The organism is Mesorhizobium sp. RSR565B, from assembly GCF_054719465.1.
Map to the genome: position 1 here is coordinate 3,171,901 of NZ_JBTTIE010000001.1, position 17,132 is coordinate 3,189,032.

Sequence of the window (17,132 nt, forward strand, 5' to 3'; positions counted from 1 at the left end):
GCCGATGCCGTCGACAATGAAGGGTCCGGGGCTGTTTCTGGCGCAGTTCGCGGGGGATACCGCGCCGTTCAATTCGCTGGCCTCGATCACCAAATGGGCGGCCGGTCTCGGTTACAAGGGCGTGCAGATCCCGACCTGGGATGCACGCCTGTTCGACCTCAAGAAGGCGGCGTCTTCCAAGACCTATTGCGACGAGGTGAAAGGCGTCTGCACTGATGCCGGCGTCGAGATCACCGAGCTGTCGACGCATCTTCAAGGGCAGCTGGTGGCGGTGCACCCGGCCTATGATGCCCAGTTCGACGGCTTTGCACCGCCTGCGGTGCACAACAACCCCAAGGCCAGGCAGAAATGGGCGGTCGAACAGATGGAGTTCGGCGCCAAGGCCTCGAAGAATCTTGGCCTGAAAACCTCGGTGACGTTTTCCGGCGCTCTGGCCTTCCCGTATCTCTATCCCTGGCCACAGCGGCCGGCCGGGCTGATCGAGGAGGCCTTTGCCGAACTCGGCAAGCGCTGGAAGCCGATCCTCGACGTCTATGACGAGAACGGCGTCGACGTCGGCTATGAGATCCATCCCGGCGAGGACATCTTCGACGGCGCAACCTTCGAGATGTTCCTAGATGCGGTTGGCGGTCACAAGCGCTGCAACATCAACTACGACCCGTCGCATTTCCTTTTGCAGCAGCTCGACTATCTCGAATTCATCGACATCTATCACGAGCGGATCAAGGCCTTCCATGCCAAGGATGCCGAGTTCAATCCGACGGGGCGGCAAGGCGTCTATTCCGGCTATCAGAGCTGGACCAATCGCGCCGGCCGCTTCCGCTCGCTTGGCGACGGGCAGGTCGATTTCGGCGGCATCTTCTCCAAGCTTACCCAGTATGGCTACGATTCCTGGGCGGTGCTGGAATGGGAGTGTTGCCTCAAGCATCCGGAGGACGGCGCGGCCGAAGGCGCGCCCTTCATCCAGCACCACATTATCCGGGTGACGGAAAAGGCCTTTGATGATTTCGCCGGCGGCACCACCGACAAGAAGATGCTGCGCGCCATGATGGGTATTTGACACAAGCAGGAGAAAGACATGGTCGGCGCATCGAAGTCGGAAGCGGGGGGCGGCCCGATCCGCTATGGTATGGTCGGCGGCGGCCAAGGCGCCTTCATCGGCGCGGTGCACCGGATCGCGGCGCGCATGGACAATGACTTCGTGCTGGTGGCCGGCGCCCTGTCGGCCAATCCCGAGCGCGCCAAGGCTTCCGCCGCCGAACTCGGTCTCGACCCGGCGCGCAGCTACGCCTCCTATGCCGAGATGGCCAAGGCCGAGGCCAAGCGCCCGGACGGCATCGAGGCGGTGGCGATCGTCACCCCCAACAATGTGCACGTGCCGGCGGCCAAGGTCTTCCTCGAGGCGGGCATCCACGTCATCTGCGACAAGCCGCTGGCGACGACTTTGGCCGAGGCCAAGAAGCTCGCGGCCGTGGTTGAAAAGACCGGCAAGGTGTTCGTGCTGACGCACAATTACACTGCCTATCCGATGATCCGGCAGGCGCGCGAGATGGTGGCCAAGGGGCAGCTTGGCGACATCCGCATCGTTCAGTCCGAGTACCCGCAGGACTGGCTGACCGAGGATCTTGCCGCCACCGGCCAGAAGCAGGCGGCGTGGCGCTCCGACCCCAAGCAGGCGGGCGCGGGCGGCGCGCTCGGCGACATCGGCACGCATGCCTACAATCTGGCGCGCTTCGTCTCGGGTCTGGAGCTCGATTCCCTGTCGGCCGATCTCGACGCTTTCGTGCCGGGGCGACTGCTCGACGACAATGTCAATGTCATGCTGCGCTTCAAGCCGGTCGGCAAGGTGCATCCGGCCAAGGGCATGATCTGGGCGAGCCAGGTGGCGCCGGGCCACGAGAACGGGCTGAAGCTGCGCATCTATGGCTCTAAAGGCGGGCTGGAATGGGTGCAGGCCGATCCGAACTATCTCTGGTACACGCCGTTTGGCCAGCCCAAGCAGCTGCTCACCCGCAACGGCGCCGGCGCGCTGCCAGTTGCGGGACGCGTCAGCCGCGTTCCGTCTGGCCATCCGGAAGGCTATCTCGAAGGCTTCGCCAACATCTACCAGGAGGCGGCGCGGGCGATCCGCGCGGCACGCAAGAAGGGCGGCAAGCCGGGCAAGGACGTGGTGTTCCCGACCATCCAGGACGGCGTCGAAGGTATGGCGTTCATCGAGGCCTGCGTGAAGTCATCGAAGAAGAACGGGGCGTGGACGAAACTTTAGGGAGCGCCGGCGCCAAGTCTCTTCTCCCTTCGGGGAGAAGGTGGCCGCGAAGCGGCCGAATGAGGGCGCATGGTGCGAGGTGCGAAAGAAACCAGCGCGCGCCGTCAAACGGGGAGGGGCTGTCGATGAAAATCGGCATGTGCATGTTTTTGTGGACGACTTCCGTGTCTAAGAAACACGAGCCGTTGCTGCGCGACATCAAGGCGACCGGCTTCGACGGCGTCGAGATACCGATCTTCTCAGGCACGCCAGAGGACTACAAGAACCTTGGCGATTTGCTCGACCGCATCGGGTTGGAGCGCACGGCTGTTACGGCGATGGGCGACCCGGCGATGAATCTGATTTCGCCGGATGCCGCGACCCGCAAGGCCGGCATCGGCTACATGAAATGGGCGATCGATTGCGCCCAGGCGCTCGGCGCGAGTACGCTGAGCGGGCCGCTGCATTCGACGCTCGGCGCCTTCTCCGGCAGCGGGCCGACCGCTGCCGAGAAGAAGCGCTCGATCGCCTCGCAACGCGCCATTGGCGATCATGCCGGCAAGCGGAACGTTACCATCGGGTTGGAGGCGCTCAACCGTTTCGAGTGCTATCTGCTGAACACGATGGCCGATCTGTCCGAGCACGTCGATGCCATCGACCGGCCGCACATCAAGGCGATGTACGACACCTTCCACGCCAATATCGAGGAAGCCGACCCGATCGGCGCCTACATGAAGCACCGGCGGAATGTCGTGCACATCCACATTTCGGAGAACGATCGCGGCGTGCCGGGGCGCGGGAACATTCCGTGGAAAGAGACTTTCGCGGCCATCCGCAAGAGCGGCTATGACGACTGGCTGACGATCGAGGCGTTTGGCAGGTCGCTGAAGGATCTGGCGGCGGCGACCAAGGTGTGGCGGGATTTTTCCGAGACGCCGGAGGCAGTTTATCGCGAGGGATACAGGCATATCAGGGATGGGTGGAAGCGGGCGGCTTAGCCGCTCACTTCCCTCATCCACGGGCGCAGCGGACGCGGAGACTCGAGGACCCATGCCGCGACTGTCGCGCGCCGCAGCGGTGCAGGTAGGAGATGCGAATGGACGCCTCTTTTTGCACCGCTGGATTCTAGCGCAGACGTCACCGAATGAAACCTCGGGTCTGCGCCGCGTCGCTTCGCTCCTTGCTCCGCCCGTGGATGAGGAAGCGACGGGCCTTTTCGCAAATCGCCGAGGTATGCGATCTGCCTTAACTCGGCACTTATCGCTCCACCAAATTTTTCGGATGTCTTACCCCACCTCGATCACAGCCTTGATCAACCCCGATTTCTCATGCGCCCAGCGGGTGAGATCATCCGGCGTGCCGGCCAGCGTGGTGCGGTGGGTGACGAGTTTTGCCAGCGGCACGGCGCCGTTGCGGATCGAGGCGGCGACGTGGTCGAAATCGACTTTCAGCGCGTTGCGGCTGCCGATCAATGTCATTTCGCGCTTGTGGAATTCCGGGTCGGAAAAGACGATGTCATCCTTGACGACGCTGACCAGCACGAGCGTGCCGCCATGCGCGACATGGGCGAAGGCCGACTGCACCGAGGCGGTGTTGCCGGTGGCGTCGAAGACGATGTCGAACCCTTCGCCGCCGGTTGCCTCGCGCACCAGTTCGGCTGCCGCTTTTTGTGAGCCGTCGAGCGTGGCGAAGCCGAGTTCGCCTTTTGCAAAATCCAGCCGCTCCGTGCTCATGTCGAGCAGGCTGACATCGAGCCCGGCGATGCGCGCAAACAGCGCTGCGCCAAGGCCGATCGGCCCGGCGCCGATGACCAGCGTGCGGGCGCCTGGTTCGGCGCGAGCGCGCCGCACGCCATGCGCGCCGATGGCGAGGAATTCCACCGCCGCCGCATCGGCCAGCGACAAGCCGTTTGCCGGATAAAGATTCTGCGCCGGCACCAGGATCTGCTCGGCCATGGCGCCGTCGCGATGGACGCCAAGCACTTCGATCCTGACGCAGCAATTCGGCTTGCCGTGCCGGCAGGCGATGCATTTTCCGCAAGCGAGATAGGGATTGATGATGACGGGCTCGCCCACGGCAAGGTCGACATCTTCGCCGGTCTCGACGACGGTGCCCGACACTTCATGGCCCATGATGCGGGGATAGGCAAGGAACGGGTGCTTGCCTTCGAAGATGTGGTAGTCGGTGCCGCAGATGCCGACATGGCTGACGGCGACCAGCGCCCAGCCGGCAGGCGGCGCTCCTGGCGCCGGCCGGTCTTCCAGGACAAGCTCGCCGGGCGAGCGGCAGACAACAGCTTTCATTCGGCAATTCCAGTGTTTCTCAAAAAAGGCGCCGGTCCGTTGTTAAGCAGGCCGGCGCAGAAGGTCAGGGAGAATTACTTGCCGCGACGGCGCAGCCCGTCGAAATAGACGATGATTATGATCAGCGCGCCGGTGATGATGCGCTGCCAGAACGAGTTGACGTTGAGCAGATTGGCGCCGTTGTTGATGGTGGCCAGGATGAAGGCGCCGAGCAGTGGGCCATGCACCGAGCCGACGGCGCCGAACAGCGAGGTGCCGCCGATCACCGATGAGGCGATCGCCTGCAACTCCCAACCTTCGGCCTGGGTCGGGTTGCCGATGCCGATGCGCGCCGCCAGCAGCACGCCGACGAAGGCCGCGCATAGGCCCGACAGCGTGTAGGCCATGTAGATGGTGCGCTGGACATTGACGCCCGAGAGGCGCGAGGCCTCGGCATTGGATCCCACAGAGAAGAGATAGCGGCCCCAGCGGCTGTGGTGCAGGAAGATGTAGGCCGGGATACCGACCAGGATCACCATCCAGAACAGATTGGGGATGCCGACAAAGGAACTGCGCGAGAACGCGGTGAAGCTGTCGCTGTTGATGTTGATCGAGTTGCCGTTGGTCATCAACAGGCCGATGCCGCGCAACGAGGTCAGCGTCGCCAGCGTGATGATGAAGGGCGGCAGGCCCATCTTGACGATGCCGAAGCCATGGAACAGGCCGATGGCAACACCGACCAGCAGCGTCACCAGAATGGCGACCCAGATCGGGAAGCCGGCATTAATCATCATGGCGACAATGACGGTGGCGAAGCCGACCACGGCGCCGACCGAGAGGTCAATGCCGCCGGTGATGATGACGAAGGTCTGGCCGACCGCCATGATGGCGATCATCGAGCCCTGCCGCAAAAGATTGGCGATGTTGTTGGAGGAGGCGAAGCTCGGCGTCGCCACCGACAGCACGATCCAGAGCAGAACCAGCAACGCCAGAAGCGTCAGCCCGAACAGGACGTTGTAGTTCCGTTTCGGTTTTTCGATCGCGACGGTTTCGATGCTCATGGTTCCTCCCGTTTCTTGTTTTGTCAGCCGATCGCCTGCGTCAGCACGTCTTCGTGGCTGGCGGCGCGAAAGCCATGGCTGGCGACCAGTTTGCCGCGCCGGAACACGTGCAGCGTATCGGCGAGCTCATAAACCTCGGGCAGATAGGACGAGATCAGGATGATGCCGGCGCCCTTGGACAACAGTTCCCCGAACAGGCGGTAGATCTCGGCCTTGGTACCGACATCGACGCCGACCGTAGGCTCGTCGAAGATGAACAGCTTAGCGCCGTGCGCCAGCCATTTGCCGATGACGATCTTCTGCTGGTTGCCGCCGGACAGGCTGGAGGCCAGGGCGCCGCGTGTTTGCGTTTTGATGCGGAGGCCGGCGATCTGGCGATCGGCTTCAGCCTTTTCCTTCGTGTTCGAAATCAGCAGGTTGTTGGAGATGCGCTTGTAGATCGGCAGGTTGAGGTTGAGGCCGACCGGCAGGTTCAGGCACAGGCCCTGGTCGCGGCGGCTTTCCGGCGCCAGCGCCATGCCGAGCTTGATCGCGTCGTGCTCGGAATTGATCAGCACCGGTTTGCCTTGCCAGCGGATCTGGCCGGCCGACTTCTTGTGGCGGCCATAAAGCGTGGTGACAAACTCGCTGCGGCCGGCGCCGATCAGGCCATAGAGCCCGACGATCTCGCCGGCACGCACTGTCATCGAGACGTCTTCGAAGCCCTTGCCCGACAGGTTTTTCGCTTCAACGATCACGGCACCGGGGGTGAAATGCTCCTTGTGGTAGACTTGCTCGATCGAGCGATTGATCATCATCTTGACCAGCTCGGCGTCATTGGTCTCGGCAATGTTGCGGGTGCCGACCAGCGTGCCGTCGCGCAGCACCGAGACGCGATCGGCGAGTTCGAACACCTCTTCCATGCGATGGCTGATGTAGATGATGGTGACGCCTTCGCCCTTGAGCCTGCGGATCAGCGTGAACAGCTGGTCGGCTTCCTTGCGGGTGAGATAGGCGGTCGGCTCGTCGAAAATCAGGAACTTGGTGCCGCGCACGGTGGCGCGGGCGGCGGCGATCAGCTGCTGCTGGCCGATGGTGAGGTCACCCAGCATGACATGCGCCGGCAGATCGAAGCCGAGACCGTCGATGATCCTCTGCGCTTCCTTGACCATGGCGCGCTGCTGCAGGATGCCGAAGCGCGAGTTCTCCTCGCCGAGGAACATGTTGGCGGCGACGGTGAGATGGCGACAGAGCACGACCTCCTGATGCACGGCGTTGATGCCCAGCGCCATCGCCTCGTGCGGGGTTGCCAGCGCTGCCGGTTTGCCCTCCCAGATGACATCGCCGGAGGTGCGCGGCATGACGCCGGTCAGAAGCTTGATCAGGGTGGATTTGCCGGCGCCGTTCTCGCCGACGATGGCGTGGATCTCACCTGCCTTGAAGGCAAGGTGAACGGGCTTCAGCGCATGCGTGCCGGGATAGCGTTTTTCCAGCCCGTGCAGTTCGAGGATCGTCCTGCCGGGCGCTAGCGTTGGGGCCGGGTGCAGTTCCTGCGCCGTGGGCGTCATGACAATCCTCCCAGATTGGCCTTACGATTGGCACGTCGCGATGCAGTCAGCCACATCGTCGAGGTGATTCAAGCCGGTGGATATTCAAGCTTGTATCCGGTGTTTCCGGGGCGCGAGGCCCCGGAAACGATTTTTGCCTGACGGGCTCAGAGCTTCGGGTTGAGCAGGGCGTCGATCTTGGGGTCTTTCATGTTTGCCTTGGTCACCAGGTTGGCGCCGGTGTCGACATTGGCCTCGACCTTCTCGCCCTTCGAGGCGGCGAGCGCGGTCTTGATGCCGTCATAGCCCATCCGGTACGGATCCTGGACGACGAGCGCGGAAATGACGCCGTCATTGAGGAACTTGATCAGCTTCTCGTCGCTGTCGAAGCCGACCAGCGCCAGCTTGCCGCCAAGGTTGTTCTCGGCGACTGCCTGACCGACGCCCTGCGCCATGATCAGGTTGGACGCGAAGATGCCCTTGAGGTTCGGGTTGGCGGTGATCAGGTCGGTGGCGATGTTGAGACCGGTCGTTGCCTGGCCGTCGGCATATTTGTCGGCGACGAGCTTGAGCCCCGGATATTTCGCGGCCAGCTGCTCGGTGAAGCCCTGCTTGCGCTGCTCCAGCGAACCGGCGCCCGGCGCGTTGGTGATCAGGGCGACGTCGCCCTCGATCTTGCCGCCATTGGCTTCGCCGATGGCTGCTGCAAGACCGTCAGCGGCGACGCGTCCGCCCTGCACATTGTCGGTGGTCAGGAACGAGGTGAAGGCCTTGGAATCGGCGCCGGAGTCGATGCCGATGACCTTGACCTTGCTGGCTGCTTCATCGATCGGCTTGCCGAGCGCCTTGAATTCGGTCGGCGCGATGACGATCGCGGCCGGGTTGCCGGCGACGGCATTCTCGAGGATCGAAACCTGGCCGTTGACGTCGGTTTCAGCCTGGGCGCCGAGTTCGGGTACGTTGACGCCGAGATCCTTGCCGGCCTTGCGGGCACCGGCCAGGACGATCTGCCAGTAGAAGGATGTGGTGTCCTTGACGATGATCGGAATGGTCACGTCCGCCGCCGAAGCGGGCGCCGTGTGCAGCGTGCCTGCAAGCATCGAGGCGGCAGCAAGTGCCACCAGTGAACGGCGGTTGAGAATGCTGGTCACGAATTTCATTAGGAATCCTCCCTAGATCGCCCGGTGAAGGTTGCGGAAGCTCCATTTGGATAGGCGCGGCCCAAACAGACCTTTATCAATAAAAAACAGTTGCCGCTTTTTGATAGTGCATCGGTCCGGCCGACGCAAGCGGTGTTTCATATCGGCCTGCGCATGGCTTGGCGGGGAAACCTCCCTGCCGATCCTCAGTGCCACGTCCAGACGCTCCCGATCCTCCTTGATCATCATGGAATATTAATTCCACCGTCGAGTCAATATGGAATATTCATTCCTTCTTGAGAACCGTGATTGTGGCGTTTCGTCAGCCGAGCTCCTGCACGATGGTGTAGGGAGTGTAGCGGGCGAATTCCGCTTGCGGCACCTGGACGTCGAACAGGTCGAGGTTGCGCGTCAGGTTGGCAGGCTTGGCCGTTCCGGTCAGCACGCTGGCCACGACAGGCTCCTGCAGCGGAAACTGCAATGCAGCCGCCGCCAGCGGATATCCGCCCTCATCAGCGATTTTCTCCATCGCGCCGACACGCTCAAGTATGTCCTGCGTCGCCGGCAGATAGTCGAAATGCGCACCGTGCACCGGTCCGGTCGCCAGGATGCCGGAGTTGAAGACGCCGCCGATGATCAGGGAAGTCTGTCGCTCACGGCATAACGGCAGCAACTCGGCTTCAGCAGAGCGGTCGAGCAGCGAATAGCGGCTGGCCAGCAGGATGCAGTCGAGCGGTGCTTCGCGCAATACGTCGAGGCAGATCTGCACCTCGTTGACGCCGAGCCCATAGGCGGAAATCACACCGGACGTTTTAAGCTCTTCCAGCGCCTTCAAGCCGCCGTCCATCAGCTGGCGAAAGTGCAGCTTCGTCTTCTCGACGCCATGTGTGTAGGTGCCGATGTCGTGCACAAACAGGATGTCTATCCGGTTCAGCCCGAGCCGGGCATAGGAGAACTCGACCGAGCGCATGATGCCGTCATAGGAGTAGTCGTAGTCGAGCGCGAAGGGCAGCGGGTCGACATAGGAATGATCGGGAACCTGGTCTTCCGGCACCGGGCGGAACAGCCGTCCGACCTTGGTCGACAGCACATAGGAATCCCGCGGCTTGTAGCGCAGGAAATCGCCGGTCCGCCGCTCCGACAGGCCGAAGCCATAGAAGGGCGCGGTGTCGAAATAGCGCAGGCCGGCATCCCAGGCTGTCTGCAGCGTCTCCATCGCCGCTTCGCGTGGACAGGCACGGTAGAGCCCGCCGATCGCCGCCCCGCCGAAGCTTATCTCGGTTACCTCGAGCGCAGTCGTGCCGATGCGGCGTTTGTCCATCCAAAGCCTCCCCTTGTGAGCCGTCGTTGCAGCCCGTTTTTTTTCGTCGGTGGTTAGAGCGTCGCGCCGAGGTGCCACGGCACGAACTCGTTGTCGCCGTAGCCGAACGCCTCGCTCTTGGTCTTGCGGCCCGATGCCGTCTCGACGATGAGTTCGAAGAGTTCCCGGCCCATGCCGGCGATGGTCTTCTCACCCGAAGCGATGACGCCGCAATTGACGTCCATGTCCTCTTCCATCTGGTGGTACATGGTCGAGTTGGTGGCGACCTTGATCGACGGCGTGGGCCGGCAGCCGAAGCAGGAGCCGCGGCCGGTGGTGAAGACGATGATGTTGGCGCCGCCCGCCACCTGACCGGTCGCCGAGACCGGGTCGTAACCGGGCGTGTCCATGAACACCAGGCCACTGCCGGTGACCTTTTCGGCATAACCGAAGACGCCGTTGAGCGGAGTCTGGCCGCCTTTGGCCACGGCGCCCAGCGACTTTTCCAGGATGGTGGTCAGGCCACCGCGCTTGTTGCCGGGCGAGGGGTTGTTGTCGATCGAGGCGCCGTGCTTGGCGACATGGTCCTCCCACCATTTGACGAAACCGTCGAGCTTCTTGGCGATCTCCGGCGTTGCCGCGCGATAGGCGAGCAGATGTTCGGCGCCATAGATCTCCGTCGTCTCCGACAGGATGCCGATGCCGCCGACGCCGGCCAGGATGTCGACCGCCGCTCCCAGCGCGGGATTGGCGGTGATGCCCGACATGCCGTCGGAACCGCCGCATTGCAGGCCGACGACGATCTCCGAGACCGGGATCGGCTCGCGCTGATACTGGCCGACTTCCTCGGCGATTTCGGCGAGCACGCCCATCGCCTTTGCGACCGATTTGCGCGAACCGCCGGCGTCCTGGATGTTGAAATGGCGTTTTCCCGCCGCCGCACCCTTCTGGCCGTAAAGGGTGAGCTGGTTGACCTCGCAGCCGAGGCCGACCATCAACGCGCCGCCGAAATTCGGATGGCGGGTGTAACCGGCGAGCGTGCGGTGCAGCACCATCATGCCGTCGCCGGTGCCGCTCATGCCGCAGCCCTGGCCATGGACGATCGGGACGAAGCCGTCGATCCCCGGATATTTCGGCAACAGCACGCGGTTGGCCTCGTCGGCAATGGCGTGGCAGACGGTGGCCGAGCAATTGACGCTGGCGATGATGCCGATGAAGTTGCGCGTGCCGGCACGGCCATCGGCGCGACGATAGCCCATGAATGTCCGGGCGCGGTCAGCTTCGGTGGCATGCTCCGCTTCGCTCGGCGGCACGACCGGCAGACGGCCGGACTCGAAGACCAGATTGTGCGAATGGACGTGGTCGCCGGGCGCGATGTCCTGGGTGGCGCGGCCGATGGCCTGGGCATACTTGACCACCGCCTCGCCGGCGGCGATAGGCTTGATCGCCACCTTGTGGCCGGGCTCGATCAAGGCCGTGGCGACGGCGCCGCCGGGCAGAGGGGTGCCGATCTCGATGCGGCCATTGGCGACCGCGACATTGTCGGCGGGGGACAGAAGAATGCTGTTCGAAGCGTTCACGGGCAGTTTCCTGGGTCTGTTCCTGGGGATGCGCGGATTGACACGCGTCTGTTTACATATAATGTCTTTTATCGTGAAAAAACATTTGTGCGTCAATTGTTTTTTCAGGAGGAGACCATGCGTCCGATGGACGCTTGGCTTGTGGGGAGCGGCGTCTGACACGCAGAGCGTTTTGCTTTGCCGGGTGAGCGCCAGGACATATGTGATATCGCGCTTCAAGCCAGCCACAGCAAGCGCCGGCGCGCAACGGGGCAGGGATGTCGAAGAGCAACAACGTCTACAAGGACGCTTACAACAGGGGTCTGCGGCTGCTCGATGAGACGCAGAGCCTGCCGTCGGAGCCGGAGCTGGGCACTTTGCTTGGCGTCAGCCGTACCACCGTGCGCACCATTCTGGCGCGCATGGAAGAGACCGGGCTGATCGCGTGGAACAAACGCAGCAAGACAGTGCTCAGGACGCCGAAGCCGGATGATTTCTTCCCCGAGGAGGAGACAGACACACTGGCCCAGATCATCGAGCGGTCGTTTATGCGCAGGTTGCTGGCCGGCGGTGCAGAGGCCGGCATGCAGATCAACGAGCTCGAACTGGCGCGCGAGATCGGCGTCGGCACCACCAGCGTGCGAGAGTTCCTCATCCGCTTCTCCCGCTTCGGCCTGATCGAGAAGCGGCGCAACAGCCACTGGGTGCTGAAAGGATTTACGCGAGCCTTCGCGCTCGAACTCACTGAAATCCGCGAGATGTTCGAGATACGCTCGGCGGCGGCCTTTGCCGCCTTGCCTGGGGATAGTCCGGTCTGGGCGGATCTCGACCGGCTGGAAGACGAGCACCGGCTTCTGGCCAGCGAAATCGCCATCCGCTTCAACGAATTCTCGGAGCTAGACGAGCGCTTCCACCGGCTGATCCACCGGGCGTCGCACAACCGCTTCATCGTCGATTTCTACGACGTCATCGCCATGATCTTTCACTACCACTACCAGTGGAACAAGGCGCAGGAGCGCGAGCGCAACGAAGTCGCGGTGAGCGAGCATCTCGCCTACATCGCGGCGCTGAAATCGCGCGATCTCGGCAAGGTCGACGCCGCCTGCCGCAAGCATCTGAAGTCGGCACGCCACACGCTGTTGACGTCGATCCCGGAAATCGGTCGGATTGCTTCTTAACGCGCCGCGTTGCCGCAGCGATGATTTGGCGATTTTCCGGCCGCGTGACGCATGCTAGGTATCCGCCGTTGCTGCGTGAAGAGGCAGATCCTTGAACTTCGGGCGTAAGAGATGGAGCATGATGGCCGCGTTTGTCGCGACCTGTGTGCTGCTGCTCCAGTCGACGCTCGGCGTGTTTGCCTTCGGCATTGCGCCGGATGCCTCGCAACTCGACGTTTTCGGCAACGTCATCTGTACACATGAGGGGGCGGTCCAGCTTCCCGGCGGCGATCCGCACCAGCCGCACATGCCGGCATGCTGCATGCTCGGCTGCAGCATGGCCTCCGTCGCCTATGCGCCGCCGGCAGGCGTCGGCGTGGCGCCGGTGAGCCTGTCTTTTGAAACAGTCGCGTTTCTTCCGCCGGCAGTCAGGCATCCCGACGTTACGCGTGAGCGCTCTCCGGCCAATCCGCGCGCCCCGCCGCTTGCGGGCTGAAAAACCGCCGCTCGCTTGGCGTAACCCGCGCGGGCGATAATCATCCAATGATAAACTCGTTCGCAGCCGGACAAAGGCGCGACCTCATATTCATGGAGCCTACCCATGTCCCGTTTTCGTCATGCCGGCGCGTTGCGCCGCAGCACCCCTATCTTCACCACTATCGAGCAGCGTCTCGGCAGCGCCCTCTTTGCCTTTGCACTGTTGTTCGTCGGCGCCCATTCCGTCCTTGCGCATGAGTTCAAGGCCGGTGACATCGAGATCGAGCATCCCTGGTCCCGTGCCACGCCAGCCGGCGCCAAGGTTGCCGGCGGCTATTTCACCATCGTCAACAAGGGCAGCGCACCAGACCGGCTGCTGTCGATTTCCTCCGACATTTCGGGGAAGGCCGAACTGCATGAAATGGGGGTGAAGGATGGCGTCATGACCATGCGCCCGGTCAGTGGCGCCCTGGACATTCCGGCGGGCGGCAAGATCACGCTGGGTCCTGGCGCCTACCACGTGATGTTCATGGATTTGAAGCAGCCGCCTAAAGAAGGCCAGATGTTTGCCGCCACGCTGACTTTCGAGAAGGCCGGAACCGTGACCGTCGAGTTTGCCGTGCAAGCCATAGGCAGCGCGCCACCCCTCGAAGACAACGACTGACCAATCAATTTGCCAACCGATTTTTCGAGAGGGACCATCATGAACAAGTATCTTTTGCCGGCCGCTGCATTCCTTGTCCTGGGGACAAGCGCTGCCTTCGGCCATATCACGCTCGAAACCCAGGAAGCGCCGCTCGGTTCGACCTACAAGGCCGTGCTGCGCGTGCCGCATGGCTGCGAAGGCAAGGCGACGATTGCCGTGCGCGTGCAGATCCCGGAAGGGGTGATCGGGGTGAAGCCGATGCCCAAGCCCGGCTGGACGCTGCAGGTCAAGAAAGGCAAGTACGAGAAATCCTACCAGCTCTATGGCGAGGCGGTGACCTCGGGCGTCAAGGAAGTCGACTGGAGCGGCGGCAGCCTGCCGGATGAATTTTATGACGAGTTCGTCTTCCGCGGCACGTTGGCCGCCGATCTGCCGGCCGGGCAAAAACTCTATTTTCCGGTGGTGCAGGAATGCGATGGGGCCACCACGCGTTGGATAGAGATTCCGGCGGCTGGTCAGGATGAGGATGCGCTGGAAGATCCGGCGCCCGGCCTCAACCTGCTGCCGAAGAAATGATGCATTGGCGGCGCGCTGCTTCGAAGCGGCGCGCCACTGTTTTGGTGGATGGCATGAACGTGGCCTGTTTTCAGCGGATAGAACGGACAGCCGGCAGGTGCTTCGGCCTGCTGGCCGCGATCCTGCTGCTTGCCGTCCTTGCCACGCCAAACCAGGCCTTTGCCCATGCGGCGCTGATCAAGGCCGAGCCTGCCGACGGCGCGGTTCTGGAGCGAGCGCCGACGCAATTTTCGCTGACCTTCAGCGAGCCTGTGTCGCCGCTGGTGCTGACCTTGGTGCGGCCCGACGGTACGCCTGTCGCTTTGACCTCGTTTCGGTTGAGCGACCAAACGGTTGAGATCGGCAATCCACAAAAGCTCGGGCCGGGCACCCATGTCTTGAGCTGGCGGGTGATTTCCGCCGATGGCCATCCGGTCGGCGGCTCGGTGCTGTTTTCCGTTGGCGCGCCAAGTGCGGCGCCGGCGGTGGGGGAAGCTGTCGATATAGATTTGCGGTCAGCGATCTGGACCGGCAAGGTTCTTCTCTACATCGGGCTTTTCCTCGGCATTGGCGGCGCCTTCGCGCTGACATGGCTGGCGCAAGGCCAGCGCTCAGGCCAGCGCTTCGTCATTGCCGCCATCCTGTGCGGGCTGGTCGCAGCACCCCTGTCGCTCGGGTTCCAGGGGCTGGACGCGCTGGGCGCGCCACTCGCCCGGCTGGCGCAACCGGTGGTCTGGCGGACGGCGCTTGGCACCAGCTTCGGCTGGACGGTGCTGATTTCGCTGGCGGCGCTCGGGCTTGGCCTGCTGTCGTTGGTCGGATCGCGTGCTGGCGCCAGGCCGTTGGCGCTCGCCGGGCTGGCCGGTGTGGGTGCAGCCCTTGCCGCCAGCGGCCATGCCAGTGCAGCCGAACCGCAATGGCTGACGCGGCCTATGGTGTTCCTGCATGGCGCCGGCATCGCTTTCTGGGCTGGAGCACTGCTGCCGCTCGGCCTGGCGTTGAGCAGCCAATCGGTGGAAGCCGGGGCGTTCCTGCGGCGGTTTTCGCGCGCGATCATGCCCGTGGTGGTAGTGCTTGCCGCCGCCGGTGTGGTGCTCGCCATCATCCAGGTGCAGACACCGGCGGCACTGGTCAACACCGCCTATGGCCGGCTGCTGCTGATCAAGCTGGCGCTGCTGGTGTTTCTGTTCACGCTGGCGGCGGTCAATCGATGGCGGCTCACCGCCTTGGCCGAGGCCGGAGCGACGGAAGTGCGGCGACGGCTTAGCCGCTCGATCTCAGTCGAAATGCTGATCGTGCTCCTGATCTTCGGCGTTGCCGCCGGCTGGCGCTTCACGCCGCCGCCACGGGCCCTGGCAATCGCCGCGGCACAACCGACGTCGACCCATATCCACACTATGAAGGCGATGGCCGACATCGACATCACGCCCGGCCATACCGGGGAGGTCACCGCCTCCATCGTCATCATGGATGGCGATTTCGGCCCGCTCGACGCCAAGGAAGTGTCGCTGGTGCTGTCCAAGCCCGATTCGGGGATCGAGCCGATCAAGCGTCCGGCGACCAAGCCAGGCGACGGCACTTGGCGGGTCGATAATCTCGTCATTCCGATTCCAGGCCGCTGGACGGCGCGGCTCGATATTCTGGTTTCGGATTTCGAAGTGATAAAGATCGAAGCGCCGATCGATATCCGCGCCGACTAATATACCAAATGGCTATGCTTTCGTTTTCCGCATAAGCTACGAGTCGCCTTGTGCGGTTCATTGGCTTTTACTGGTGCATTGATATGTTCGGGATCGAGCGATGCCTCTGACGGTGCACTCTTTGTGGCAAAAAACAATTCGATCAGCCGTCGTATCAGCTCGGTCTATAGCGAAAGTATGTTGCGGTCTTCTGGTCTTCTTTCTTGTCGGCGGGTGCGATCTCACAGGTAAAAAAAGCTTGACGCAGCCGAGTTTGACCCGTGAGGAGCGCCTGAAGTTTGCCCGAGATTCCTACGCCAAAGAGCAATGTAAAAAGCAATGGGCGGTACTTTGGCCCTTGGCGCGAGAAGGCGATGGCGAAGCCCTGTCGGAGCTTGCCTATGAGCTCGAGCTCGGGCTCAAGATGCCGGCCACGGATTCGGATATGAAAGGCGATGCGCATGATGCCAATGTGACTGTCATTGCCATCTACGGTGCGGCAAAACACCCTGACGGCAAAAGCAATCTCAATTATATCTTTGACCCTGCTCGATGGAATAAGGACGATGTCAAGGTTGTATCCATTCGTTCAGGCTCGATCATTTATAGTTCAATCAACCCTCCTCCTCCGGCTTCAATGACAAAGTTGAAAAATTGCCTCTTTCAGGCAAATTCCTCCGCTGCCGGCGATTTATGCGTCGCCCAGGCCATCGAATTGGGGCTCATTCCAAGCTTTCCCGAATACAGCACGGCCATGGACGCAGTCCTGGCTACATACCGCGCGGAGAGCTGCACTCCTCGTCCCTGGTAAGAGAATAGTACCCGACGCCTGAGCGCAACTTGGCTCCCGGAAAGCCGCGTCGGGCTCTCAACTCGCTCAGCCGAGTTCCTGGGCTAACCCGATGAGATGCCCTTCCGGCCCGCGGATGTAGCAGAGCCGATACACCTCCTGGTAACGGACGACTTCACCGACCAGCTGCGCGCCACGCTTGCGGAGCCTTTCCAGCGTGTCGTCGATGTCGTCCACGGTAAACATGACGCGCAGGTAGCCCAGGGCGTTGACCGGGGCGTTGCGGTGATCGGCGACGACAGTCGGCGTGAGGAAGCGGGAGAGCTCGAGCCGGCTATGGCCATCCGGTGAGCGCATCATGGCAATCTCGACGTGCTGATCGCCGAGCCCGGTGACACGTCCGGCCCACTCGCCTTCGATCGTCGCCCGCCCTTCCAGTTCGAGGCCGAGCTCGCGAAAGAAAGCAATCGTCTCGTCGAGGTCATCGACGACGATTCCGACATTGTCCATCCGTTTGACTGCCATAAGTTCAACCTAACGTCATATGTTCGATCGGCAAGGCGGCGCCTGGTCACCAACGGACCCTTCCTGACTCGGTCTGACACAACGCCGACGCAACGCAATTCGGCGAGGCGGTTGACGTGGCGCGAAAGGCCCGTCAATCATCTCGCCGAAAAATGGGCATCCCGGAAAACGCGGCCTCAACAAAATCCGAA

The 17,132-nt window shown here is 62.6% G+C and carries 17 protein-coding genes; 9 read left to right on the forward strand and 8 right to left on the reverse strand.

Going from position 1 to position 17,132, the window contains the following annotated elements; translation table 11 throughout:
• Positions 1–4 precede the first annotated feature (4 nt).
• The 3 genes from ACYG9R_RS15445 (at position 5) to ACYG9R_RS15455 (ending at position 3,243) form a co-directional block, all read left to right on the forward strand.
• Positions 5–1,060 (forward strand): sugar phosphate isomerase/epimerase family protein, encoded by a 1,056-nt coding sequence (locus ACYG9R_RS15445; protein WP_023683011.1) that lies wholly within the window; start codon positions 5–7, stop codon positions 1,058–1,060.
• 18 nt (positions 1,061–1,078) lie between these two features.
• On the forward strand, positions 1,079–2,266 hold the full coding sequence (locus ACYG9R_RS15450) for a Gfo/Idh/MocA family protein (protein WP_023683012.1): 1,188 nt from the start codon (positions 1,079–1,081) through the stop codon (positions 2,264–2,266).
• 125 nt (positions 2,267–2,391) lie between these two features.
• Positions 2,392–3,243: a sugar phosphate isomerase/epimerase family protein gene (locus ACYG9R_RS15455; protein WP_023683013.1), complete on the forward strand. Its 852-nt coding sequence runs from the start codon at positions 2,392–2,394 to the stop codon at positions 3,241–3,243.
• Between the two features lie 288 nt (positions 3,244–3,531).
• On the opposite strand, the gene ACYG9R_RS15460 is transcribed toward ACYG9R_RS15455, so the two are convergent.
• From ACYG9R_RS15460 to ACYG9R_RS15490, 7 genes are all read right to left on the reverse strand, one after another.
• Positions 3,532–4,548 (reverse strand): zinc-binding alcohol dehydrogenase family protein, encoded by a 1,017-nt coding sequence (locus tag ACYG9R_RS15460; protein ID WP_023683014.1) that lies wholly within the window; start codon positions 4,546–4,548, stop codon positions 3,532–3,534.
• Positions 4,549–4,622: 74 nt separating this feature from the next.
• Positions 4,623–5,588: an ABC transporter permease gene (locus tag ACYG9R_RS15465; RefSeq protein WP_023683015.1), complete on the reverse strand. Its 966-nt coding sequence runs from the start codon at positions 5,586–5,588 to the stop codon at positions 4,623–4,625.
• 23 nt (positions 5,589–5,611) lie between these two features.
• A complete protein-coding gene (locus tag ACYG9R_RS15470; RefSeq protein WP_031199661.1) occupies positions 5,612–7,135 on the reverse strand; it encodes a sugar ABC transporter ATP-binding protein in 1,524 nt (507 codons plus the stop codon).
• A 146-nt stretch (positions 7,136–7,281) separates the two neighbouring features.
• Entirely contained in the window at positions 7,282–8,274 is a 993-nt protein-coding gene (locus ACYG9R_RS15475; protein WP_023728566.1) for an ABC transporter substrate-binding protein, read from the reverse strand.
• Between the two features lie 12 nt (positions 8,275–8,286).
• The gene (locus tag ACYG9R_RS15480; protein WP_023824647.1) at positions 8,287–8,502 is read right to left on the reverse strand and encodes a hypothetical protein; all 216 of its coding nucleotides are present in this window, start codon (positions 8,500–8,502) and stop codon (positions 8,287–8,289) included.
• A gap of 73 nt (positions 8,503–8,575) precedes the next feature.
• Positions 8,576–9,574 (reverse strand): aldo/keto reductase, encoded by a 999-nt coding sequence (locus ACYG9R_RS15485; RefSeq protein WP_352788349.1) that lies wholly within the window; start codon positions 9,572–9,574, stop codon positions 8,576–8,578.
• Positions 9,575–9,627: 53 nt separating this feature from the next.
• Complete coding sequence (locus ACYG9R_RS15490) at positions 9,628–11,133, reverse strand: UxaA family hydrolase (RefSeq protein ID WP_023728563.1); 1,506 nt, start codon at positions 11,131–11,133, stop codon at positions 9,628–9,630.
• A 257-nt stretch (positions 11,134–11,390) separates the two neighbouring features.
• On the opposite strand from ACYG9R_RS15490, the gene ACYG9R_RS15495 reads away from it, so the two are divergent.
• The 6 genes from ACYG9R_RS15495 (at position 11,391) to ACYG9R_RS15520 (ending at position 16,437) form a co-directional block, all read left to right on the forward strand.
• Positions 11,391–12,290, forward strand: a complete 900-nt coding sequence (locus tag ACYG9R_RS15495) for a GntR family transcriptional regulator (protein ID WP_023735133.1) — start codon at positions 11,391–11,393, stop codon at positions 12,288–12,290.
• Positions 12,291–12,408: 118 nt separating this feature from the next.
• Positions 12,409–12,765: a DUF2946 family protein gene (locus ACYG9R_RS15500; protein ID WP_023824645.1), complete on the forward strand. Its 357-nt coding sequence runs from the start codon at positions 12,409–12,411 to the stop codon at positions 12,763–12,765.
• 105 nt (positions 12,766–12,870) lie between these two features.
• Positions 12,871–13,410, forward strand: coding sequence for a copper chaperone PCu(A)C (locus tag ACYG9R_RS15505; protein ID WP_023824644.1), 540 nt, complete (start codon positions 12,871–12,873; stop codon positions 13,408–13,410).
• 39 nt (positions 13,411–13,449) lie between these two features.
• On the forward strand, positions 13,450–13,968 hold the full coding sequence (locus ACYG9R_RS15510; protein ID WP_023824643.1) for a YcnI family copper-binding membrane protein: 519 nt from the start codon (positions 13,450–13,452) through the stop codon (positions 13,966–13,968).
• Positions 13,969–14,021: 53 nt separating this feature from the next.
• Entirely contained in the window at positions 14,022–15,647 is a 1,626-nt protein-coding gene (locus ACYG9R_RS15515) for a copper resistance CopC/CopD family protein (protein WP_023714137.1), read from the forward strand.
• Between the two features lie 100 nt (positions 15,648–15,747).
• A complete protein-coding gene (locus ACYG9R_RS15520) occupies positions 15,748–16,437 on the forward strand; it encodes a hypothetical protein (RefSeq protein ID WP_155923308.1) in 690 nt (229 codons plus the stop codon).
• Between the two features lie 66 nt (positions 16,438–16,503).
• Here ACYG9R_RS15520 and ACYG9R_RS15525 read toward each other — a convergent pair whose 3' ends face one another.
• On the reverse strand, positions 16,504–16,941 hold the full coding sequence (locus ACYG9R_RS15525) for a VOC family protein (RefSeq protein ID WP_023669807.1): 438 nt from the start codon (positions 16,939–16,941) through the stop codon (positions 16,504–16,506).
• Positions 16,942–17,132: the final 191 nt, after the last annotated feature.